General features: G+C 64.2%; 22 protein-coding genes, 1 tRNA gene and 1 pseudogene. 8 read left to right on the top strand and 16 right to left on the bottom strand.

Annotated features, from left to right (window positions below; translation table 11 throughout):
- The first annotated feature begins 23 nt into the window (after positions 1–23).
- Both GCU68_RS11980 and GCU68_RS11975 read left to right on the top strand, forming a co-directional pair.
- Positions 24–1,820, top strand: a complete 1,797-nt coding sequence (locus tag GCU68_RS11980; RefSeq protein WP_152941909.1) for an ABC transporter substrate-binding protein — start codon at positions 24–26, stop codon at positions 1,818–1,820.
- Positions 1,820–2,665 (top strand): phosphatase PAP2 family protein, encoded by an 846-nt coding sequence (locus tag GCU68_RS11975; RefSeq protein WP_152941907.1) that lies wholly within the window; start codon positions 1,820–1,822, stop codon positions 2,663–2,665. The genes GCU68_RS11980 and GCU68_RS11975 overlap by 1 nt, the downstream gene beginning before the upstream one ends.
- An 85-nt stretch (positions 2,666–2,750) precedes the next feature.
- Here the strand turns inward: GCU68_RS11975 and GCU68_RS11970 are convergent, their stop codons facing one another.
- Positions 2,751–3,113: a hypothetical protein gene (locus GCU68_RS11970; RefSeq protein WP_152941905.1), complete on the bottom strand. Its 363-nt coding sequence runs from the start codon at positions 3,111–3,113 to the stop codon at positions 2,751–2,753.
- A 125-nt stretch (positions 3,114–3,238) separates the two neighbouring features.
- Entirely contained in the window at positions 3,239–3,997 is a 759-nt protein-coding gene (locus tag GCU68_RS11965; protein ID WP_152943713.1) for a DUF2797 domain-containing protein, read from the bottom strand.
- Between the two features lie 147 nt (positions 3,998–4,144).
- Between GCU68_RS11965 and GCU68_RS11960 the strand changes: the two genes are divergently transcribed.
- Both GCU68_RS11960 and GCU68_RS11955 read left to right on the top strand, forming a co-directional pair.
- Positions 4,145–5,050: a CbiX/SirB N-terminal domain-containing protein gene (locus GCU68_RS11960; RefSeq protein ID WP_152941903.1), complete on the top strand. Its 906-nt coding sequence runs from the start codon at positions 4,145–4,147 to the stop codon at positions 5,048–5,050.
- 9 nt (positions 5,051–5,059) lie between these two features.
- Positions 5,060–6,220 carry a DR2241 family protein gene (locus tag GCU68_RS11955; RefSeq protein ID WP_152941901.1) on the top strand — a complete coding sequence of 387 codons (1,161 nt, stop codon included), beginning with the start codon at positions 5,060–5,062 and terminating at the stop codon, positions 6,218–6,220.
- 131 nt (positions 6,221–6,351) lie between these two features.
- On the opposite strand, the gene GCU68_RS11950 is transcribed toward GCU68_RS11955, so the two are convergent.
- From GCU68_RS11950 to GCU68_RS11935, 4 genes are all read right to left on the bottom strand, one after another.
- Positions 6,352–6,930, bottom strand: a complete 579-nt coding sequence (locus GCU68_RS11950; protein WP_152941899.1) for a DUF7524 family protein — start codon at positions 6,928–6,930, stop codon at positions 6,352–6,354.
- Between the two features lie 15 nt (positions 6,931–6,945).
- Complete coding sequence (locus GCU68_RS11945) at positions 6,946–7,146, bottom strand: methytransferase partner Trm112 (RefSeq protein WP_152941897.1); 201 nt, start codon at positions 7,144–7,146, stop codon at positions 6,946–6,948.
- Positions 7,147–7,220: 74 nt separating this feature from the next.
- Complete coding sequence (locus tag GCU68_RS11940; RefSeq protein ID WP_152941895.1) at positions 7,221–7,733, bottom strand: hypothetical protein; 513 nt, start codon at positions 7,731–7,733, stop codon at positions 7,221–7,223.
- 117 nt (positions 7,734–7,850) lie between these two features.
- Positions 7,851–9,215: an adenylosuccinate synthase gene (locus tag GCU68_RS11935; RefSeq protein ID WP_152941893.1), complete on the bottom strand. Its 1,365-nt coding sequence runs from the start codon at positions 9,213–9,215 to the stop codon at positions 7,851–7,853.
- 391 nt (positions 9,216–9,606) lie between these two features.
- Between GCU68_RS11935 and GCU68_RS11930 the strand changes: the two genes are divergently transcribed.
- Positions 9,607–9,912, top strand: coding sequence for a hypothetical protein (locus GCU68_RS11930; RefSeq protein WP_076578478.1), 306 nt, complete (start codon positions 9,607–9,609; stop codon positions 9,910–9,912).
- A gap of 295 nt (positions 9,913–10,207) precedes the next feature.
- On the opposite strand, the gene GCU68_RS11925 is transcribed toward GCU68_RS11930, so the two are convergent.
- The 5 genes from GCU68_RS11925 to GCU68_RS11905 form a co-directional block, all read right to left on the bottom strand.
- Positions 10,208–12,826: a DUF7527 domain-containing protein gene (locus tag GCU68_RS11925; protein WP_152941891.1), complete on the bottom strand. Its 2,619-nt coding sequence runs from the start codon at positions 12,824–12,826 to the stop codon at positions 10,208–10,210.
- Positions 12,827–12,863: 37 nt separating this feature from the next.
- Positions 12,864–13,142, bottom strand: a complete 279-nt coding sequence (locus GCU68_RS11920; RefSeq protein WP_152941889.1) for a UPF0058 family protein — start codon at positions 13,140–13,142, stop codon at positions 12,864–12,866.
- A 69-nt stretch (positions 13,143–13,211) separates the two neighbouring features.
- Positions 13,212–13,865 carry a DUF998 domain-containing protein gene (locus tag GCU68_RS11915; protein ID WP_152941887.1) on the bottom strand — a complete coding sequence of 218 codons (654 nt, stop codon included), beginning with the start codon at positions 13,863–13,865 and terminating at the stop codon, positions 13,212–13,214.
- A 154-nt stretch (positions 13,866–14,019) separates the two neighbouring features.
- Positions 14,020–15,180 carry an ABC transporter ATP-binding protein gene (locus GCU68_RS11910; RefSeq protein WP_152941885.1) on the bottom strand — a complete coding sequence of 387 codons (1,161 nt, stop codon included), beginning with the start codon at positions 15,178–15,180 and terminating at the stop codon, positions 14,020–14,022.
- 103 nt (positions 15,181–15,283) lie between these two features.
- On the bottom strand, positions 15,284–15,754 hold the full coding sequence (locus GCU68_RS11905; protein ID WP_152941883.1) for a DUF5793 family protein: 471 nt from the start codon (positions 15,752–15,754) through the stop codon (positions 15,284–15,286).
- Positions 15,755–15,949: 195 nt separating this feature from the next.
- Between GCU68_RS11905 and GCU68_RS11900 the strand changes: the two genes are divergently transcribed.
- Positions 15,950–16,660 carry a class I SAM-dependent methyltransferase gene (locus tag GCU68_RS11900; protein ID WP_152941881.1) on the top strand — a complete coding sequence of 237 codons (711 nt, stop codon included), beginning with the start codon at positions 15,950–15,952 and terminating at the stop codon, positions 16,658–16,660.
- Positions 16,661–16,759: 99 nt separating this feature from the next.
- Positions 16,760–16,830, top strand: a tRNA-Gly gene (locus GCU68_RS11895).
- Between the two features lie 314 nt (positions 16,831–17,144).
- Here the strand turns inward: GCU68_RS11895 and GCU68_RS11890 are convergent.
- The 4 genes and pseudogenes from GCU68_RS11890 to GCU68_RS11875 all read right to left on the bottom strand — a co-directional run bounded on the left by GCU68_RS11890 (position 17,145) and on the right by GCU68_RS11875 (position 21,315).
- The gene (locus tag GCU68_RS11890; RefSeq protein WP_449411960.1) at positions 17,145–19,298 is read right to left on the bottom strand and encodes a cupredoxin domain-containing protein; all 2,154 of its coding nucleotides are present in this window, start codon (positions 19,296–19,298) and stop codon (positions 17,145–17,147) included.
- 238 nt (positions 19,299–19,536) lie between these two features.
- Complete coding sequence (locus GCU68_RS11885) at positions 19,537–20,256, bottom strand: DICT sensory domain-containing protein (RefSeq protein ID WP_152941879.1); 720 nt, start codon at positions 20,254–20,256, stop codon at positions 19,537–19,539.
- Between the two features lie 43 nt (positions 20,257–20,299).
- Positions 20,300–20,674, bottom strand: coding sequence for a DUF7344 domain-containing protein (locus GCU68_RS11880; RefSeq protein ID WP_152941877.1), 375 nt, complete (start codon positions 20,672–20,674; stop codon positions 20,300–20,302).
- Positions 20,675–20,779: 105 nt separating this feature from the next.
- A pseudogene (locus GCU68_RS11875) lies at positions 20,780–21,315 on the bottom strand (hypothetical protein).
- 130 nt (positions 21,316–21,445) lie between these two features.
- Here GCU68_RS11875 and GCU68_RS11870 point away from each other — a divergent pair.
- Positions 21,446–21,979 (top strand): GNAT family N-acetyltransferase, encoded by a 534-nt coding sequence (locus GCU68_RS11870; RefSeq protein WP_152943711.1) that lies wholly within the window; start codon positions 21,446–21,448, stop codon positions 21,977–21,979.
- A gap of 14 nt (positions 21,980–21,993) precedes the next feature.
- On the opposite strand, the gene GCU68_RS11865 is transcribed toward GCU68_RS11870, so the two are convergent.
- The gene (locus tag GCU68_RS11865; RefSeq protein WP_152941875.1) at positions 21,994–22,833 is read right to left on the bottom strand and encodes a hypothetical protein; all 840 of its coding nucleotides are present in this window, start codon (positions 22,831–22,833) and stop codon (positions 21,994–21,996) included.
- Between the last annotated feature and the right edge of the window lies 1 nt (position 22,834).

The following is a 22,834-nucleotide window of genomic DNA, read 5'->3' as shown; positions in this document are numbered from 1 at the left end:
GCGAACCGTAACAAACGAACGAAATGAGTCGCGGACGGACCATTCCGGACCAAGACATCACCGGAGACAGCGCTGGCGGCATCAGCCGTCGGGCTGCGCTGGCCGGTGCCGTCGGGCTAACGGCGTCGACCAGCGGCTGTGTCCGCCAACTTCGCAGCGTCGTCAACCGAGACGATATCCAACAGCTGTCGGTGACCATCACGACGCTGTCCGCCGACGGTGATCGAGAGAGCATCCGCCTCGCCCGAGAGATCGCGACGGTGCTCGAGGCCGTCGGCATCGACGTCGCCATCGAGATGCAAGCCGACGAAGAGTTCCTGCGGACGGTCCTGATCAATCACGACTTCGACCTCTACGTTGGTCGCCATCCCGGAGACACCGACCCGGACTTCCTCTACGAGATGCTCCACTCGTTGTACGCCGACGAGTCCGGCTGGCAGAACCCGTTCGGCTTTACGAATCTGCTGCTCGACGACTTACTCGAGGCCCAGCGCGACGCCGACGGGGACGAACGCCGCGACGCCGTCGAAGACATTCTCGAGGCACTGTCGATCGAACAGCCGTTCGTACCGATCTGCACCCCGATCGAGCACCGGCTCGTCAGAGACGACCGATTCGATGGTTGGGACGCGGGCCATCTCGCGACGCGAACGGGGTATCTCGGTCTCGAGCCACAGACTGACGACAGCGCCGAGCAGCTTCGGGTCGTCCACACGGACGCCCGACCGTCCCAGAACCTCAATCCGTTGAACGCCGAATACCGTGGCCGGGGAACGGTCACCGACCTGCTGTACGACTCGCTGGTCGCCGATCTCGTGGCCGAAGACGGCACACACACACTCGAGCCGTGGCTCGCCGACGGCTGGGAGTGGACCGACGAGTCGACGCTGCGCGTGACTCTCCGTCCGGACTGTACGTTTCACGACGGCGTGTCGGTGACGGCCGACGACGTCGTCTTTACGTATCGGCTCCTCGATGACACCGCCCTCGGGACCAGCACGTCGCCCGCGCCGGCCCCGCGCTATCGAGGTGCCGTCGAGGCGATCGACGATATCGATGCACAAAGCGAGGACAGCCTCGAGCTAACGGTCGAGACTGGACAGGCGGTTGGCGAACGCGCATTGACAGTGCCGATCCTGCCCGAGCATCACTGGTCAGATCGAGCAACACCTGCCACCGTCCCCGGCGTCCGCGTCGCACAGGGGACGACGCAGGCGGTAGTCACGGACAACATCCCACCGATCGGGAGTGGCCCGTTTCAGTACGGGACCCACACCGAGCGCGAGCACGTCACCCTCGAGCGCTTCGACGAGCATTTCACGCGTCGTGACGGCGTCGAGTTGCCAGCACCGACCGTCGAGGCGGTACGGATCGAGATCAATCCTCGGAGCACGTCGGCGATGCAACTACTCGAAAACGACAACGCCGACGTCACGAGTTCGATCCTCGAGAGCTACGTCATCGAGGACGTCGAGGAACCGGACGGCGTTCGACTGCTCGAGTCGCCGTCGTGGACGTTCTACCACCTCGGGTTCAACGCTCGGCGGGCACCGTTTGGAAACCCCCGGTTTCGACAGGTCGTCGCGCAGTTGATCGACAAGGCGTGGCTGGTTGACGACGTTTTCCACGGTCACGCGAATCCGATCGCGACACCGTTGACCGACGAGTGGGTTCCCGACCACCTCGCGTGGAACGGTTCGGATCCGGAGACGCCGTTTCTGGGATCGAACGGCGAGGTCGACGTCGATGCAGCACGAACGGCGTTCGAGGAGGCCGGGTTTCGGTACGATGCCGACGGAAACCTGCGGGTGAGACAGTAATGCTCGGCAGAGTGTTAGTCCAGTTGATCGTGGTCGTGACGGGACTTCTTCTCCTCTCGACCGCGCTGTTCGTCGGTCGGGATCGACTCCGAGAGACGCGCGGCGCGTGGCGACACCGAGTGCGGGCGGCCGCACCGATCACCGTCGTCCTCGCCTCGGCGTTGCTCTTGAACAGCGTCGCTAGACAGGTTGGCCCGGAACTCTCGTGGATGATCGACTGGAATCTTACCTGGGCGATCTACGACCTCGAGGGACAGTTCATCGTCTGGCTGCAGGCACAGGCGACGCCGGCAGTGACGGCGTACTTCTCGTTCATCTACATCTACGGCTACGTCTTCTTGCTGGCGTTTCCCGTCGTTGCGTACTTCGCGCTCTCGGAGACGCGTCAACTCCGGGAACTCCTGACGGCGTACACGCTGAACTACACCATCGGACTGGCGGTGTACGTCTTCGTCATCGCCTACGGGCCGCGAAACATGATGCCCGAACTCGTCGATGCACTGTTGTACGATACGTATCCGCAGTACCAACACCTCACGCGACAGGTCAACCGCAACACCAACGTCTTCCCGTCGCTGCACACCTCGCTCGCCGCGACCGTCTCCATCCTGGCCTACCGCACTCGAGCGTACTATCCAATGTGGAACGTCGTCGCGGCCGTACTCGGGCTCTCCGTCGCGATTTCGACGATGTACCTCGGTATTCACTGGGCAATCGACGTGCTCGCCGGCGTCGTCCTCGCGTATCTCAGCGTCGAACTCGCCGGCATCCTCGTCGGTCGATGGTCGATCTCATCGTGGGTGAACGGCCGCGTGCCGTCGCTGCGGACGCTTCGCCGGCGTTGAAAGAGCCGTTTAAAAGCGACGAGTTTTGGCCCACGCGACGCTGGTCAGTCTGTGCACAGTGAAAAGTCGACACCGACGGGCGTCGTTAGTTGTCCTCGAGCGCGTCGGCGATCCGCTTGAGCGCGCGGGTCTGATCGCGCATCTCGTCACGGAGTTGTCGGACTTCGCGGACGAGTTCTTCGTTCCCGGCTTCTTCACTGCGGCCGCCTGGTGCGCCACCGGGGCCGCCGGGGCCGCCGCCCATCATGCCGCCCATCATCTGCGCGAACGGGTTGCCCCCGCCCATGCCGCCAGGGCCGCCGCCGCCGCCGAACGGGCTCTCCGGTGGCTCACCCTCGCCCTCTCCTTCTTCGGCGCGTTTTTCGCGAATCTCTTCGACTCGTTCGCGGAACGACTTCTCTTCGCTGCCCTCGTCTCCCGCGTCGTTGGATTCGTTTTCGTCAGCCATACCTCCGGATTCTGTGCCGCCGCGGAAAAGGATTTCTGTGTTGGACACACTAGCGCACACTAACCTGACAACGACATTGATAAACAAATTCGCAGAACTCGCCGTCCCGGTCCTGCGGGACAGCGCTATCCGAACGAGCCGAGCGACGACTGGAGGGGTCGGTCCGTCGTCCCCGCCGTCACGTCATACCCCACGAGGTCGCGCATGTCGACGGCGTAGGTCGTCCCGCCGTTTTCGAGGACGAGCAGTCGGCCTTTCACGCCGGCGACGGTGCCGGCGGCGATCGTTTCGGGAACCGGCTGGCTCGCACACTCGCCCTCGAGGCCGTAGTCGAACGCGAAGCGGTCGATCACCTCGAATTCCTCGAGTGTGGCGTCCCACGCGTCCTCGTCGACGGTCGCCGCGATCGAGGCGATCTTCGTCGGCATTCGGACGCGATCGACCAGCCGCTGGGCGATCTCGGCTTCGATCTCGCGGGCGATGCGGCCGTTCGAGACGGTGTGAACGTGGGCCGCGCGGTCGGCTCCCTGCTCTCGGAGACGGGTCTCGAGTCGCCGGAGTTTGGTGACGCCGATTTTGAACGTGTCGGGCGCGAAGGCGGCGATGTAGACGGCGTGGTCCTGATAGCAGTCCATCTCGTCTTTCAGGCAGGTGCCCGTACAGCGCGCACAGACCCACGTGCTCGTGTGATACTCGCAGTAGGGGGCCGACGGGCGATCACAGGGACGGTGCTCGCCGTCGTGGACGGTGCCGGCGCAGTGGCGCGAGCCGAGCGCGTAGGCAAGCGAGTCGCCGGGCTCGAGGAGCTGGCGCTCGACCGATCCGCCGTCGCCGACCACCAGCGCCGATCCGCGCCCACTCGGCTCGTAGCCCACCAGTTGCACGCCCTCGAGTTCGGCGCGGGTCGGGATATATCGTTCGCTGTCCCGAGAACACGTCGGCGCTCGTCGACCGGCGGTCGAGGGTCCGAGGACGCGGCGACCCGCGCCGGCAGCGAAGTCCCTAAACCGTCCCCATCCTAACGACGAGCCATGCAAGCGCTGGTTATCGCGGCGCACGGATCGCACCTGAATCCGGACGCCTCGGACCCCACGTACGCCCATGCCGACACCGTCCGCGAGACGGGAGCGTTCGACGAGGTCCGCGAGGCGTTCTGGAAAGAAGAGCCACATTTCCGCGAGGTGATCCGCACGCTCGAGTCCGATGAAGTGTTCGTCGTCCCCCTGTTTATCAGTGAGGGTTACTTCACCGAGCAGGTCATCCCCCGCGAACTGCGTCTCGAGGACTGGGACCCAGACCAGTGGGATTCCGACGGGACCGACGCCTCGCAGGCGACGCTCGAGGCTGACGACGTCGAGAAGACGATCCACTACTGTGGGCCGGTCGGCACTCACGATGCGATGACCGACGTCATCGTTCAGCGTGCCGAGAGCGTGACGGACGATCCGGACGTCGGGGAGGGGGTCGGCCTCGCGGTCGTCGGCCACGGCACCGAGCGCAACGAAAACTCCGCGAAGGCAGTCGAGTATCACGCCGATCGAATCCGCCAGCAGGACCGATTCGACGAGGTCGAGGCCCTGTTCATGGACGAAGAGCCCGAGGTCGACGACGTCACGGACTACTTCGAGACGGACGACATCGTCGTCGTCCCGCTGTTTATCGCCGACGGCTACCACACCCAGGAGGACATCCCCGAGGATATGGGCCTGACCGACGACTACCGCCTCGGCTGGTCGGTTCCGGCCGAGGTCGACGGCCACCGGATCTGGTACGCCGGTGCCGTCGGCACCGAGGGACTGATGGCCGACGTCGTCCTCGAGCGCGCGGCCGACGCCGGCGCGGACATCGGCGGCGCACTCGAGTCGGTCCGGGCGACGATGGCGTCCGACGGCAGCCGCGGGTCGGACCTCGAACCGAGCACGGGAGCGGGGGACTGACTCGTGACGATGGCGACAGCTGAGTTCGATTTCGACGCGCTGCTCGAGACGCTCGAGGACGAGTCGTCGATCGTGTTCGACGGCCTCCGAATCGAGCGCGAGGGCGAGACGTACGCCCTCGAGACGCCCGAGAGCGACCAGACCGATCTCGAGGCGGCCGACCTCGAGGCCGCGCTCGAGCCGATCACCGACTACGTCACGAACTGGCGCTACTGGCGGGCGTCGGTCGGTGGGGACGGCACTGCCCGCCGGGCGTTCCTGCGATGGTGCGAGCGAGCACCACCCGAGGCCGAATCTGGCGACGACGCGCCGGCAGACGACACCGTGTCGACCGACGACGACGTACTCGCCGTCCCGGCGCGATACGACGCACTGCGGGAGGGGATCGACCGCGAGTGGGGACAGCTCTGTATCACGGCCCGACTCGTCGACGACGTCGACGAGCCCGCCGGCGAGCGAGTATACGATCTCTGGCACGTCGACGACGCCGACACCGACCTCGCCGACCTCGAGGTCTATGACGACCCGTGCGATGCCCGCGAGCTGTCGACGTACGACGGCGACGGCCGCTATCGGCCGCTGAAGACGGCTCCCACGCTCGTCTCGGGCTGGGCCTTTACCGGCCTCTCGGGCGCCGAACTCGTCGAGACCATCGGCTTTTTCTACCCGGCAACGATCGAAAACTGGCACCGCGAGCGCCAGGGAGAGTTAGACGTCGACCACTGGCTCGAGACTGCCGAGCGCCAGACCGGAATCTACGACGTCATCGATGAGCTGCCACGGGAGGCCGTCGAGTGGATGACCGAGGCCTGTTGTGTCGACTCCCAGTGTCTGCGCCGCCGCGAGTGGCAGTACGACGAGGGCAACGAGCTTGCCGTCGACGGCGGCGACGGCCAGTTCCCCTGCCGCGAGCCGTGTTCGCTCGTCGTCGCCGCCGCACGCAAGTGGACTGTCCTCGAGTCCGAGGAGGAACACACCTACGAACTCGAGTTGACCACGAGCGAACTCAACCAACTCGAGGAACTGATCGACGCCGTCGCCGACGGCCGCACCGACGAGATCCGCGAGGCGGACGTCTACGACGGGGCGAACCGCTATCGAGCGCGATACCTCCGGGCGAAACGGTTCGACGACGAGGGCTCTCTCGAGGCGCGAACGCGCGACGACTGACGACGACTGCTGGCAGCTGTCGCGCGGTGCGACAGCTGGACGACTGCTTGATTCACTCACGGTTGTCACGGCGAAAACGGGAGACGAGGAGTTACACTGAGCCCCGCACTATCGCGCCAGTCGTGGGCTCCTTAACGCACTAGCAAGACGAGCGCAACGAGAAAGCCGACTCCAACGATCGCGAGACCGGCCATCGCGACCGGGCCGCCGATCGTGGCCGCCGTCATCGCCGCAATGGCGACGGCGACGAGGCCGAGCGCGACGACGCCGAGCGTCGCCGGCTCGATACCGATTCCGGTTCCGGTTCCGACTCGCTCGAGGAGGCCGGGCTCTGGGGTTGACTGAGGTTTCGCGAGCGAGTCGTCGACATCGACGTCGCCCGGCGCCGGCTTGACAGTGACGGGAATCGCGATCGACTCCGAGCCGTATCCGGTCAGCACCTCGAGCGTGCCCTCGACGGGGCGGTCGATCGCTTCCGCGTCGACGCGGATGAGAACGACGAGTTCGTCATCAGCGTCGACGTAGTAGTTCGACTCCGGGAGCGACGCGATTCGCTCGAGGTCGCCGTCGAGTCGACAGTGGACGTGTGCGGGTGTCCCGTGGCTCTGTAAGCGAAGGTCGAACGACCCCCGGACCTCGAGGTGACCGACGGCTGACTCGAGGGAGTCGCCAGCCCCGCGATTGACGTGGACGATGACCTCTCGGGACACGGTTCGAGTACTCGATCAGGCCGGGGTTTCTTCGCGCATATCTGGCGGCAGCAGGTTTGGGATGCCGTCTTCGATCGGGTATCGCTCGCCGCACTCGCTGCAGACGAGCGTGCCCCCGACGATCTCCTCGTCGGCATCGTCGTACTCGGCGTCCTCGAGTTCCAGTTCGTGTTTGTCCAGCGGACAGCAGAGGATCTCCAGCAACGACTCCTTCATGATAGACAGGCTTACCGCAGACAGCAAAAGGCTTCGGGAACGAACCGACCGCGGCCTGCGCAACGGCGCGCGTGTCACTCCGGCGGTGTTCGTGTCCTCTCGCGGACGGTGCTGCCGACGACGAGCGCGGCACCGATGATGACGAGGTTTTTGACGATGTACTGCCCCTCGACGGTCAGCCCGTAGGGAACCGTCGTGAACGCCACATCCGGGAGGAGCACGAGCGGGAGGAAGGTGCCGGGCAGCTGGAGGAACAACAGGAGGATACCGAGTCGGATCAGCGGCCGATAGAGCAGACAGACGCCGATAAGAACCTCCCAGATGCCCAATATCGGGACGAACAGTGCTGCCGGGACGACGTACACCGTTTCGGCGACGAGTTGCGCGGCCGGGCTCACGCCGACCACCTTCAGGCCACCGAACCAGACGAACACGACGCCGAGCGCGACACGCAGTGTCGGCAGCCCCCATCGGCCCATCCAGTCGGCGATCGCGCGGTCGAGCGCTTCGAGCCGACGAACCGTCTCCGATGGGACGCCAAGCGTCGATTCGAGTCGACGAACGAGGGCAGCGAATGGATCACTCATAGAACGGATCTTCGTCCAATCCTACTGCTCGAGCGTGCAAAAGACCGCTGTGTGTATGTTCCGGTAGGTCCGGCTGTACTCACTCCAGCGAACAGCAAAAAGCGGAACTGTTGGCCGCTATTCGTAGGGGTTCTCGACGATGACGGTCTCGCCGCGGCCGGGACCGACGCCGACCGCGTAGATCGGCGTGTCGAGTTCGTCGCTGATGTACTCGAGGTAGGTGCGAGCGTTTTCCGGAATTGCCTCGTAGCCTTCGTCTGCGACCTCGGCCCAGTCGATGTCGGGCCAGCCGTCGAACGACTTGAACGTCGCTTCACAGCGGCCCCACTGCTCGGTCGTCGGGGGCACGGTGAAGATCTCCTCGCCGTCGAACTCGTAGCTGTGGCCGACTTTCACTTCGTCGAGGCCAGCCAGCACGTCGATGTGGTTGATCGCGAGTCCCGTAAAGCCGTTCGCACGGGCCGCGTGGCGCAACATCGGCATGTCGAGCCACCCGACACGGCGCGGGCGACCGGTGACAGTGCCGTACTCGCCACCCTCGTCGCGAATCTGGGTTGCGAGTTCTTCTTCGTCCTTACCAGCACCCTCCTCGGGGTCGTAGTCGGGCGTCTGGTCCTCGACGCCGCCGAGTTCGGTCGGGAGCGGCCCCGTGCCGACACGCGAGAGATAGGCTTTGACGATGCCGATAACGTCGCCCTGTCCGACGACGGTCGGACCGAGGCCGGTGCCGACGGTTGCACCGCCGGAACTCGGGTTCGAGGAGGTGACGTAGGGGTAGACGCCGTGGTCGATGTCGAGCGACGTCCCCTGTGCACCCTCGAGCATGACGTTGTCGCCGTCGTCGATGCGCTCTTGGAGGAACGTTCCGCAGTCGACGGTCATGTCTTCTTCCTCGAGTCGCGTGCCGTACTCGCGGTAGGTCTCGTAGAGGTGGTCGATATCGAACGCCTCGCCCGTCTCCTTGTCGAAGACCTCCTCTGCGAGGGCCTTCTTCTGGGGGACGACGTACTCGAGTCGCTCGCGGAGCACGTCGGGATCGAGCAAGTCCCCGATGCGGACGCCGCGTCGACCGGCCTTGTCTTCGTAGGTCGGGCCGATACCGCGTTTGGTCGTTCCGGCCGCGAGATCCTCTTTCTCTGCTTCCTCGATACCGTCGAGCGCGCGGTGATATGGAAGGATGACGTGTGCGCGTTCGGCCACGCGCACGTCCGGCTCAAGGCCGCGCTCGCGGAGCGTATCGATCTCGTCGAACAGCGTCTCCGGGTTGACGACACAGCCGTTGCCGAGGACGCCGACCTTCCCTCGAACGGCTCCGGACGGCACGAGCGATAGTTTGTACTTCTCACCATCGTGAACGACGGTATGTCCAGCGTTGTCGCCACCCTGATATCGAGCGACGACATCGGCGGAGTCGCCGTAGACGTCGACGACTCCACCCTTGCCTTCGTCGCCGAGTTGCGACCCGACGATTGTGACGGTCATAACAGCGGCGGATTCTTGCCGGGCCGATAAACAGATTACGGTATGGCCGGGGTGTGGCTGGCAATCTATACACTTCTATGCATATGATCGGGTGTCGCGATCGATCGACTCCCCGTCGGGACTCGAGTGACGACTCGACTTGCACGCCGACTTGCCGAGGGACGATTCCTACCGGTGGCGCGTCGTCGATACACCACGGTCGCTCGCCGCGCGGTCGACACCAACCCCGTCTCGTCGGGCGATTATGTTGAATCGGTTGACAGACCGTGCTGGATCCGACCCTCAGAACGGAACCGTTAACTACTGACAGGACCGACATTTCGGTTGGACGGCAACCGGTCAGCCGCCGAGAGTAACTTTTAAAAGGTCCAAAGACAAGTTAACAAATGCCATGATAGACCGACTTGAGAAGGAAGTCGATATGTTGGAACGGCATCTCCAGGTCCTGAAGATGGTTATCGAGAACGAACCCATCGGGATCGTCAAGATGTCGAACGAGACGGGCTACCCGCACCACAAAGTTCGGTACTCGCTTCGTGTCCTCGAAGAGGAAAACCTCATCGAGCCCTCCAGCCAGGGTGCGATCAAGACCGAGCGCACCGCTGAGTTCGTCGACGAACTCGACGGCAAGCTCGACGACATCATCGACAAGCTCGACGGCATGAAGATCGAAGACGTCGCAGAGATCGAAGGCTAATCTCTCTCCGAACCGTTCCGGCCCGACTCTGTGCGTCTGTCCCCGGGCCGGAGATATCGAGGTAGCTGCGCCTCGACCACCGACCGATGCTCGCCACGGACTGCCCGCAGTCGACACCGACCGGTCACGGGCAGTCTCACGCGCGCCCGACGCCGCGCTGTGCAGCGCCCGCTTTAGGGGTGGGTTCTCTTCGTACGACAACGGTGAGACAGCCACGGTAACGACTCGCTCGGTACGCGAGTATCAGCCATTCTCAAAAACTCGAGCGCGACTACAGCTGAATCGATCCCGGGGCTTACAGTTCGGGGACGTTCATGTGGAACCCTTCCGAACGCGACTCGACCAGACAGAGGTGATATCCCTGCTTGCGAGAGAGGTTCACGTAGCTTAGCTTCGAGCTTCGGCTGAGCAGTCCGCTGCTCGTCGCTTGGTCGGCGACCTCGAGCGCGCCGGGTTCGAAGTAACTCGAGGTGACGACGGTCGCCGCCGCGAGGTCGGGGTAGTTTGCCTTGACCGCCGAGGCGGCTTCTTCCATCTCCTCGAGCATGTCCTGCGTTGCGGGCTCGCGCGAGTCGTTTAGATTGACGACGACTAACGGGTTCCCCATCTTGTCGAACGCGACGATATCGAACGTCACGCGCTCGGGGACGTCCTCGGTGTCGTCGTCCGCGAGCGAGATCGTCGCGTCGAGTTCGGCGCGGTCGATCCGCGGGATCGCATCGTAGAGATCACCGAGCCCGTTGGCGTTGCCGGTGTCCCGAATCTCGTAGAGGACCATCTCGGTGAGCCAGTCGACAAAGCGGTACTCCATCGTCGTCGTGAGAAACTCCTCGTACGGCGTGCCGTCGACGACGACGTCGCTCGCGTCGAAGCCGGTGTGGTACTCGAGGCGAAGATTCGAGGCGACTTCGGTGCGGTCGGCCTCGCCGTCGTGGGCCGTCTCGAGGGTCGGCTGGCTCTTCGATCCGTACCGGACGAAGAGATTCGTTTCGGCAAGCGCCTGCTGGGCCGGAAGCGATGTCCTCGCCTCGGGCGCGTTCGCACCCGACTTAGGCGTCGCCGCACGGGCCTCCTCGAGTTCGGTCTGTAACTCCTCGATTCGCGACTGGAGCCGGTCGACCGTCGTCGACAGTTCCTCGTTTTCCGATCGCAGCCGGTCGCGTTCGGCCTCGAGCTCCTCGACTGTCGCTGCCAGCGTATCGCGTTTCTTCACGAGGGTCTCCAGTTTCTGCGTGAGTGTGGCGATCTTCCGTTCGTACTCGTCGCTCGAAGCAGTGTCAGACGCCGGCTGGGCGGCGCTCGAGTCGGTGCTGGTCTCGGCCCGATCCGTCCGTTGTGGTCCGCTACGGGTGCCATCGGTGCTGTTGCTGGCCTGCTGGTGCGTTCGATTCGTCGGCTCCGGGACCGTCGAACTGCTTGTCGTCGGGGTGTCACGAGCGTCGCTGTCGGCCGTCTCGGCCGTCGTGGTCGACGACTGCGGATCGCGCGACCGTGAGCGTGTGTCGCCGCGGCCGGTGACGTCGCCGTCTCGAGTCGCTGCTTCGGTGTTGTCCGGATCGATCGACGGAATGCGACGCGTTTCGCGCCACTGGGCCTCCTGTTCGAATCGTTCGCTGTCGGCCGACTCGTCCTCGGCCGCTGACTCGACGTCGTCTTCGGTCCAGGAAATGTTGCTCTGATCCAGTTGCGCTGCTGCCTCCTCGACCGTGGCGGGATCGAGCGCGCTCGAGTCGGGGCCCTCGCTTGTGGTGGCGGGTTCGTCGACGTCGTCCACCGCAGCATCCATTGCGGCAGCGTCGATAGCACCGCGCTCGCCGTCGGTATCGATGTCAGTGGCCGACTGAGCGTCGTCGACCGCTGGCTCGGCGTCGAACTCGGTTCCGTCCGACTCGGAGGGGGTGGGCTCGTCCTCGCGTACTGTGACCGCCGCATCCGGCTCGCCGCCGGACTCGCTCGGCGTCTGATCGCGGTCCGCGTGGTCGTCTTCGGTCGTCGATTGCTCGTTCTCGAGATCGGTCGTCGCCTCTGCGTCGGTGATCCCGCTCGAGGCGGGTTCTGGCTCCACGTCGGTGGCCGCCGTGATCCCCGGTCGGTCGTCCGCCGCCGGCTCTGGGTCGTCGGTCGGTGATTCGCTCTCGAGTGTCGACTCCGCTGGCTCCCCAAGAGTGATGTCCGTTATCGAAGGGCTCGAGGCTGTCTCGTCAGCTGTCGACTCCGAGCCGGAGATGTCAATCGACTCGATGGCCGACTCCGTCGGATCGGCGCTCGGTTCGGCCGCTGTCTCCGCGGTCGTCGCCTGTCGGTCGTCAGTGGCGCCGGCACTGTTCTCGGCGCTCTCATCGTCGGTGCCAGTCGTTTCGGCCGCTTCGGTGTCGGTGCCGGGAACGTCGGTGACGTCGATGTCGACGTCGATCACCTCGTAGATACCGACCTCGTCGTCGGCACGTTCGAACGCCTCGTCGCCGGTGAGCAGTTGCTCGGCGTTGCCGATGTAGGCCGCTGCCATTCGACGCCCGCCGTAGTAGACGGCGTAATAGTCCCCACTGAGAACGTTCTCGCTCAGTTCGACGTAGCCAGTGAACGACCCGCTCTGGAGCGTCTCGTCGACCTCGTGAAGCGGCGTCTCGTTCGTGTAGTATTTAGCTCTCGTGTCCCCGTCCCTTTCTTCCATCGCCGAGAGCAACGGGAGCGATGGATGCGGTGCCTCGTAGACGGTCCCCGTTGCAGTCTCGAAGTCCGCCATCGTTCCATCGACGACGCCGACCACACGACCATTGAGCAAAAACAGCCACGTCCCACTAGCGACGACGGCGCCCGAGAAGTCAGCAGCAGCGAGATCAGCGAGGCCATCGTACCCGCCCTCGAACTGACGAGAATCCCACCGTTCGACGCGCTCTTGCGTGCGCGAGTTCATAGTTCAACAAGCCGGAACTGAAATAAATACGTTTCGCCTAGATTTTCGACTCGGCGTCCTCGGCGAGTTCTTTCATCCGCTTGCCGATTCGGCCGGCGCTCGAGAACTCGTCATCGCTCATGCCCTTCGCGAGGGCGTTCCCGAGGATGAAGACGGCGTGTTTGTGTTCGCTCTTCGATTTGTGGACGTGCGATGGATCGACGTCGAGCTCGTGGTACGGCTCGAAGAGTTCCTCGTCGACGTCCTCTCGCTGGGAGAAGTGCTCCATGATGACGACGAGTTCTTCGTGGAGCTCGAGGAGTTCGTCTTTATGCATACACCGTTGTATGAACGGTTTCGATTTAAGCGTTGTGTGCGCTGCAGTCGCAAAACCCGTCACGGGCAGTTAGCGGCGCGGTACCGTGGTTCTGCTGGCGCTGTCACGTCGCCATCGCGTGCCGGCGATGAGCAGGGTCCACCCCCCGAACGCGACTGCAGCGACGAACTCGGGGACGGCGAACCACGCCCCGGTGTCGGCGCTCCCGACTCGAGACAGGATCCAGCCGAGCCAGCAAAGCGGGTGGATCAGGCCGAGCCAGATGGACGCGAGTCCGAGTCGGCGCTCGTCGGCGAGCACAAGCCCGGTGCCGTAGAGCCACTGTGCGACCGGCGCGAGTCCGAAAAACAACAGCGCGGCCGGCCCGTGGAGGCTCGTCTCGAGGTAGAACGCGGTGTGACCGAGAAAGAAGACGCCGACGCCGACCAGTCCGATGGTCGCCGCCCACAGCGCGATAACCCCGACCCGCTCGAATACCGTCCGACTGCCCACCCAGAGTCGCCAGCCGAAGGGGATACCGAGCAGGCCACCGACGATCAGCCCGCCGTTGAAAAGCACGAACGTCCGGGTGCCGTAGCGGCCCATATCCGAGAGCGCTCGCTCGCGCCAGGTGAACGTCTCCGGGGCGGCGAGCAGTGTCGCGAGAACGATCGCTCCCAGCGCGACGATCGGCGCGGCGAGTCCACAGCCGGACGCAACTCGACGCCAGTTCTTGTCTGCCATACTGGTCGACTCGGTGTGAAAACGTATCAACCTGTGTGTTTGTCAGAACTGTCGTCAGGTTGGCTGACGGGGAGACGACTCGCTCGAGCGGTGACGAAAGCGTCGAAGGGACGAGCGGAAAGCGCGAGCGGCGTCGACGAGCGGCGACCGACGCTCAGTCCGACGCGATGGCTGCCGTTTCGTCGCGCTGGTCGACCGGGAACCACGCGAGTTCGTGGTCGGCGGTGACCCGGACGGCGACGCGCTCGTCGAGGTCGAGTTGATCGGAGTGGTTGTGCATACACTCGATCGTTTCACCCGAGTCGAGTTCCACACGATAGAGGACCGTCGGGCCGAGATACCGACGATAGACGACACGGCCGTTGGTCTCGTCGTCTTCGGCCGGGAAGGCGGTCACGTCGTCGGGGCGGACGAGCAGGTCGATGTTAGAGCCGTCGTACTGATGGGCGAGGCCGTTGACGTCGTCCCGGAGCACACGGCCAAGTGCGGTGTCGACGCTGTCGCCGTGAACTGCTCCGGAGAGGAAGCTCGCGTGGCCGAGGAAGCCGGCGACGAATCGGGATTCCGGCTGCTGGAAGACCTGCTGCGGGGTGTCAACCTGTTCGATATCGCCATCGTTCATCACGGCGACGCGATCGGAGATCGAAAGTGCCTCCTCCTGATCGTGAGTGACCGAGATAGCCGTGACCCCGGCTTCTTTGATGATCCGACGAACTTCCTCGCGCATCTCGACGCGCAGGTCGACGTCCAGATTCGAGAACGGTTCGTCGAGTAACAGCATCTCGGGTTCGGGGGCGAGCGAGCGGGCGAGTGCGATCCGCTGTTGTTGCCCACCGGAGAGTTCGTCTGGGTATGCCTCGCCCTGCGACTCGAGGCCGACGAGTTCGAGCAGTTCGTCGACACGGGTGTCGCGGTCGGCTTCGGACCACTCTTGGAGTCCGAAGGCGACGTTCTCACGGGCGGTCAGGTGCGGAAAGAGGGCGAACTCCTGGAACACGACGCCGACGCCACGCTCTTCCGGCGGGACGAACCGACCGTTGCCGGCAACGTCGTTGCCTTGCAACCGAATGCGTCCGGCGTTTGGTCTCTCGAGGCCAGCGATCAGCCGGAGTGTCGTCGTTTTGCCACAGCCCGATGGGCCGAGCAGCGTGAGAATTTCGCCGTCGTGGACGGACAAGGAGAGTTGTGGAATGACCTCTTCGGACCCGTACCGTTTGCCGACGCCCTCGAGTTCGAGGACGACGTCGTCTGCCGGTACTGTCGGTGAGTCCGTTTGTTCTCCACCCGCCGTTGTAAACAGTTGTCCCTTCGACATTTATCGACCCTCCGGCATCTGCCGGCGTTCATTCGTTTTAGGCGTGCCTAAAATACTTATATCTGCCGGTTGCTACCAGTCTGGTAAAACGACCGAGCGCCGATTAGAGTTCGACGCCGCTGGGAATCAGACTGTGCTGGCGAAGGAGATCCCCTTCGTCGTCGTAGACGAGAAACGTCCGCTTGTCGTAGGTGACAAATCGGTCGCCGTCGAGACTGATCTCGACCTCGTAGCGGCCTTCGTCCTCGGGTGCGGTCTCACCGTAGCCTCGGGCGGCCTGAATAAACGTCAGGACGTCGTCGGCGTCCTCGTTGAGTTCGAGGATGAACTCGCCGGTCACTCGGTTGGTGACGCTGACGACACCCGCGGTATCGTCGCCCAATGGGCCCTGCAGCCGGAGCGCAACGTCCGTTTCTCCTGCCTCGAGAACGTCTCCATCAGGGCCGGTAAGGCGCTCGCGAAGCATCGTCGCCGGGCCGGTAAAGTTGATCGATACCGAGGGTTTGCTCGGTTCGCCGTTGGTCTCGACCCAGCCGACATTGTTGACATCTAACGTGAAGTGCTCGCGCCTCATTCCGTACCTGACGGTTCGCACTCACACCGTATCAACGTAACGCACGATGGATCATCGATCGGGACGGTTCGCCGTACCGTCGGCGACCCGACAGCACCGCTTCGGTACCCCACTTACTCGGCCGAGATTATGATGGCAGACTGCGCGTGACAGCGTTGCGAACGCTTTTTGCGCGTGCCCCGACGAGGACGGACAATGGCCGAGGAGCAGGAGCACATCGCACCCTCGCGACGAGCCGCCGTTCGCGACACGTACGATCGGATCGCCACACACTTCGCCGCCACCAGAGAGTACGCCTGGCCCGAAGTCGAAGCGTTCGTCGACACGTACGCTGACGACCTCGAGGCCGACGCTCCCCTCACGGGGCTCGATCTCGGCTGTGGGAACTGCCGCCACGCCGAACTGCTGGCCCCCCACTGCGAGCGCGTCGTCGGGCTCGACGTCAGTCGCGGCCTCCTCGAGACCGGCCGCGACCGCGCCCGTGAGCACGGCTTCGACGTCGCACTCTGTCAGGGCGACGCCGCCCGAGTGCCGCTTGCAGCCGACAGCGTCGACCTCGCCGTCTACGTCGCGACGCTCCATCACCTGCCGACCCAGCAGGCGCGCCGGGACAGTCTCGACGAACTCGCGCGTGTGCTCGCTCCTGACAGTCGCGCGCTTCTCAGCGTGTGGTCGACCGCTCACGACACGTTCGACGAGACGGACGGGTTCGATACGACGGTCGAGTGGACCCTTCCGGGCGGTGAGACCGTCGACCGGTTCTATCACATCTACAGCCCCGAGGAGTTCGAGACGGCCCTCGAGGCCAGCGCGCTCGAGGTCCTCGAGTGGGAGCTCTCGAGCGGCAACTGCTATGCGACGGTGTCCGGAGCACCGACGACTGATCTGGACGGATGCGACGAGTGAGTCGGTCGATACGCGATTCAGTCACACACGAATGGCCGACTCGAGCGGGTTGAACGAAAACGGAAGCATCTTAAACACGGAACCAGAATCGGGAGATAGGCGCGGATGGTCTAGTGGTAGGACCTGAGCCTTCCAAGCTCATGGCCCGGGTTCAAATCCCGGTCCGCGCATTCCTGCGGCGAACAAACCCGTGAGCCGAAGGACTCGTATGAGGGATTTGTAGTATACTGCGGTGCTGCGAGCGGAGCGAGGAGGTTCTCAGGGGTAGTTCAAATCCCGGTCCGCGCACTTCTGCTGCGAGCAGCAGCAGTCGTACGAGGGATTCGAAATAGAGGCGTCACAGCGCGTGAGCGACGCGACCGTCTCCGCGTAGTTCACATCCGATCCGTATTCTGTTCGATGAACAGTACCGCCAGCGGCAGCGGTCTCGAGTCGCCGCTCACCGTTCATCGATCAAAAAACCGAGTCGACCGCGTGGGTGTCGTCAGTACCCCGAGAGGGTTACTTCGCCGAAGGTGACGAACGACGTGGTCCCGGCGGGGTGTGGCATCTGGTCCGTCGACGCCTCCATCAGCAACCAGACGAGGACGCGCTCGCCCTGAATCGACTCGCCGTCGACGTACTGCGACGGATGGTAGAACGCCGACTCGACGTCCATGTCGTCGATCCGTTGTTCGACGCCAATCTCGCCCTCCGTGCGTCTGACGACGACGAGTTCCTTGTCGTGATCGAGCGGTAGGTCGATCGTTTCGGAGCCGTCGGGGTTGCTAAAGCGCGCGATCATTCCGGGTTCGCCTTCGACGTAGAACTCCTCGCTCGCCCGAATCCACTCGTCCCCGTCGAAGAGTTCGACCTCGACGCCGTCGGTCGTGCCCGGCGTCACGTCCATCGCGATACAGGAGATGTACTGCTGGGTGACTTTCTCGTCGTCCTGTCCGATGTACTCGGTGATGAACCCCGGCCCCTGTCGCCGCCAGACGGGCATGAAGACGCCGTCGTCGTAGAAGTCGTACGAGATATCGTAGTTGTACGGCCCGAAGCGGTGGCCGGAGTGGAAGTCCTCGCTCGAGCGGCCGTGAGCCCCCGTGTGGTAGTGCGACCGGAAGCGGAAGCCTTCGGGTCGACCGGGCTCTTCGGGGTACTCGATGACGCCGAGCGGGCCCGGACCGCCGAAGTCGACGCTGTGGATGTCCCAGAAGAGCAGGTCGCCGTTGAACACGGGCTCGTCGTCCGGGAAGAACCACTCGCGCGTGTTTCGGCCCTCGCGCGGCGGCAGCATGTAGCCCGTGTAGGTCACCGGCGCGTCGAGGGTTTCGAACACCGGCTTCCCCTCGTAGGACGCAGAGACGGTGATCCCGTGGACGCCCGGCGGTTCCCAGTCGATGCTCCAGCCGGAGCGCTCGAAGGAGTCGTCCGGCTCTTCCATCCGGTGGTAGCCATCGTTGGCGGTGTACCACGGACGTTGTTCGAAGGGCACGTCCTGAACGTCCTCGAGCACCGACTCGTCGCTCGTGGCGACCTGTGCGGCCAATTCGTTCGGCGGGAACTCGACGAAGTCGTCGATCCGAACGACGTCGACGACCTCCCCAGCCTCGTCCTCCCGAACGTCGAGGTACGCCGCGACAGCGGCGAGATCGTCTTCGTCCTTGACGAAGAGGACGACTGGGCTCACGCCGGCGTGTTCGATTCCTCGAGCCGACGTGATCTCTTCGGCGACCTTGAACAGCGGGTACCAATCGTTTCCGTCGATGTGTTCTTGGACGCGCGAATCGTCGATCACCGTCCGCAGCCGAGCCTCGCCGAGGTCGTCGGCTTCCCAGGCGGTCCAGGAGACGTCGTGTGGCTCGGTCAGCGTCGCTCCGACGAGTTCGTCGTGCTGGCGATCGACGAGGCCGTAGGCGACTTGCCGGTCGCGGACGGTCACCTCGAAGGCACCCTCGTCGATACCGCCTTCGATCTCGACGTCCGGACTCCCCTGGACGCTGATCGAGTCGAGTCGGTCCGTGTGCGGATCGTACGCTTCGAATCCCGAGAGGAAGTTCCCGACAGTGTCGTTTATCTCGGGATCCGACAGGAGGACCTCGAGCGCCCGACGTTTGCGGTACGTATACAGCATCTCGTAGTTCGAGTTGTCGAGATCGCGCACCGAAATCCGCCGCACGTCGAGTGGATCCGGTTCGTCGGCCGCTGCCGTCGTGTCGGCCGCCCCCGCGAGTTCGATCGAGCCCCGCATCGACTGTGCGTGTGGTTGACAATAGTACTCGCTCATCTCCTCGGTGGCGGTGAATTCGACGGTCTGGCTCTCGCCTTCCGACGACACGATCTCGGTCGGCCCGACGAGATCGTTGCCGTCCGCGTCTTCGATCGCGAAATTATGCGACGCGCCATCCAGGTTCGTCCACGTGAGCGTGTAGTCGCTGCCCGCCTCGAGGGTGAGCGTCGGGTTCGTCTCTCTCTCGATCTCCGACGGTGCCTCGCCGACCCAGCCACTCGTCTCGCCGCCCAACTGAATCTCGTCCGCTTGCCCGAGAACAGTACCGCTCAGTCCGAGTGCCGTTCCGGTCGCCGCCGCTTGCATGAAGCGCCGCCGATAGACTCGTTGCACGCTCTCACGCCCACCATTGGTGTTTGGTACCATGGCACACGTAATTGCGGTAATCGACCGAATAAAGATTCAACATCGTCAGTGGCAGAAATCATATATTATATACATCGAGACCCCACAATAGCCGATTGGGACCGAAAAGATGGTCCGAGCGAAAATCAATCAGATATTGAGTCGGAGACAGCGATAGGATTCTGTTGTCGTCTTTCACCACAACCACTCGTTACGAGCAATCGGTTCGAAGACGCCGAATCTGGCACTGAATCAGTCGTCAGTCGCCAGCCGCCTGCAGCGCTCGCTCGAGTCGCGCAACGACCTGTGGCTCGTCGGACCACACTCCCTCGAACCCACCGCTGTTGCGCTCTCTGGCAATGAGCCCGCTGGTTCGGAGTGGATCGCCGTCGCCGTCGAAGACGAGCACCCAGAACGACCCGATTCCGTCGCCGCCGTCGGTGTGAATCGTCACCCCGGGAATCGCCGGACGGTCCCACTCGTCGGCGATGTACACGTGGATGTCGAGCGCCGTTTCCGCGGCGAGACGGGTGTAGACCGGTTCCATCGGTTCGAGGGCAGCCGCGTTCTGGAAGCCGACTCGGAGCGTGCCACTACCGGCTTGCCAGGCTCGGTTCTCGATCCCGCGACTGACGGCGAGCAGTTGCCGCCGCTCGAGGGAGTGCCACACCGTGGACTCGAAGACGTCGACCAGACGGCGGTACGTGGCGTCGTCGAACGCGTCGGCCCACGGCTCGTGGATCGGCGGCTCGAGGAACTCACGGGCGGACTCGAGGCCGACGGCCGCAACGAACGTCCCGTCGTCGTGGACGACGAAGAAACTCCGCTCTGGTGCGGTCACGTCCGGGAGCGACCGGTAGTCGACGGTGTCGATGCCCGTCTGAAACCAGTCGGCAACGTCGGGCTGTGGCTGTGGCGAGTAGATCGTCACCGTTCGCGTCGGCGGTTCGAGCCGGGCAAAGCAGTCGGTGAGTGTCATCGGGGTGGGCCTCGAGTATCCACGGCGCGTAGACGCCGCGCAGTTACGTGCACGAGCCGGTTTCGTTCCGGCAGGCCCGCGCGATCAGTTCACGAACGGGTTCCCGACACGGTGCCAGCGAGAGCGTCTCCGCCTCGTCGTCGTACGCTATCACGCCGGTTTCGACAAGCGTCGGAACGTGCACGTGTCGGAGCTGCAGATGACACCGGTCACGACACCGCGACTCGACGAGTCTCCCGTCGGCCGTGTGGATCCACCCGGACACGACGTCGGCCACCTCCGAAAGCGACGCCGTCTCGTGTTCGAGCAGGAAGTAACACGCGAAGCGACGCTTTCGGTCCCGAAGTGCCAGAAACGCATCGTCGATAGCGTCTCGAGTCGCCGTCGAGCGATCAGACGACCGGTCTTCCGGCTCCATGTTAGAGATAGCTACCGGGGCTATGTCAACCGTTCCCTTACATTTGCCATCGATGATAGATCCCTGGTGAGACGTGATAACGAAAAACCGATTCGGCGAGCCACGTCACTCCTCGAGCGGTCGTTCCGTCGGTCGGTCGCTGAGGTCGACGATCGTCGCGAAGACGAGCCCGAGGATGGTTCCGAACAGGAGGTGCCCGCCGAGGCTCTCGGCGGCTGCCGTCGGGAAATCACCGGCCCCGCCGCCGGTCGTTTCGATCCAGACGGGCAAGACGAGTAGCGGAAGGATCGCCCACACTGCCAGTCCGAACACGGAACCGGCGCCGACGAGTCGGCCGACGATGCCGGTCTATGAGAGCGCGTCCGTTTCGACGTCCGTCCGGAGAATTCCGAGGATCGGGCCGCGGGTAACCAGCAATCCGAACACGAGTCCGAGGATGATCCCGTGGGCGATATGAATCGCCCAGCCGACCGCACCGACCGGCTCGAGGCCGTAGATCGCGGGGATCGCGACGGTGACGGACGCGGGGTTGATTAGCCACATCAGGAGGCCGAATGCGGCGCCGCCGACTGCGCCGCCGACGAGCAAGCCACTGCTGCACTGATGCCGAACGCGGACTTGGTGTCTGTCTCGGTGCTCATACGCCGGCCTCTCACCACCGCTTGCAAAAGAGTTGGACTGGCAGGTACAACCACCACGCTGGCAGGCGATTAGACTCTGGCTCCCGTGGCCGTCCGTCAGTATTACGTGCTGGCCCACGAACCCTTCGGCGTGGAGTACGAACTGCTCGGCTGGCCACCCGACGGGCCGAAACTGCGCCTCGATTACAAACGATTCAGCTACGCCGGCAAGTTCGTGATGACGAACACCGGGAAAGCCGTGGCTCGAGCCGACGACACGATCGTCGCCGCCGTCGCGTTCAACGAGGACCGCACCGACGCGGGCACGCTCTGGCTGCGCTACGTCACCGTCGACCGCGAGCGCCGTGGCGAGGGCATCGGCCCGGCGCTACTGAGCCACGTTCGCGACCGCGCCGTAGAGCGCGGCTACGATCGGCTTCGAATCGCCGTCAACAACCCGTTCGCCTACGAGGCGCTGTATCGAACCGGCTTCGCCTACACCGGCGAGCAAACGGGAATCGCCGAACTGCTCCTCGAGTACCCGACTCCTACTATCGAGGACGCTCGAGCGCGGTATCAGGCCGGCCTCGAGCAGTTCCGCGAGCGCGACCTTTCTGACGACGAAGAGCGATTTCTCGAATCGAGAGCGGACAGCGATCCGCCGACGCTGGAACGTACGGAGTAGCGTTCCCGGGTCAGCTACGAGTCGCTCGGCGACACTTCGTTTTCGCTGCCGTGCTCGTAGATGCTGGCGACGACTGCCGCGTGGGCCGTCCCCGTGACTGCGACGCTCGTGATCGTGCCGGCTGCGAGCCCTGGAACCCCCGATACGATCGTCGCAACGCCAGTGAAGAGTACCGCGAGAATTCCGAGACAGAGAACCAGGCCGGCACTCGAGAACGGTCTGGAGCCGGCGTAGGCGAGACTCTCGAGCACCGCCGCGTCGGGTCGGGTTCCACCGAGGACGATCGATGCAGGAGCCACCAGGAGTCCGCCCGCGATGACGACTGCGGCGAGTACGGTCAACACGGTAGTTCCGATCCCGGTGAACCAGCTCCCGAGCACGTAGATCGCCCCGAACGACACGCCCTGGACGGCGAACACGTAGATTGAGAGCCAGCCGACTCGAGCGATCGGCGGAGCGAACCCCTTTGTCCCGGAAGCGACGAGCCAGATGCCGACGGCGAACGCGACCGCCGTCACCGCTGCGAGCGCGACCTGCCAGCCAAGGAGGGTGACGGCGTACTCGAGTCGCAGGCCGGACAGGATCGTCGGTGCGAGTTCGACGGTCGGCTCGAGGCGAGGGACGAGCGGGATCGGTATCCGGAGCGATCCGCTCGCGCCGAACGACGAGACGCCGACCGGATACGGCGTCTCGATTCTCCCGAGAGTACTGGCCGCGCCGACGATTCCGGCGAGGAGAAACGGGACGAGCGACGCGGGACGATCGCGAACCGTGGTGACGACGGCATGCGCTACAGTGGCGAATCCGGGGCTCGTATTGGTGGTGTCGGTCGTGGAAGCAGAGTCCGTCGACATG

This window comes from Natronorubrum aibiense (assembly GCF_009392895.1).
Classification (GTDB): Archaea; Halobacteriota; Halobacteria; order Halobacteriales; family Natrialbaceae; genus Natronorubrum; species Natronorubrum aibiense.
The sequence above is the reverse complement of the archived record's forward strand: the minus strand, read 5'-3'. Positions and strand labels throughout refer to the sequence as shown.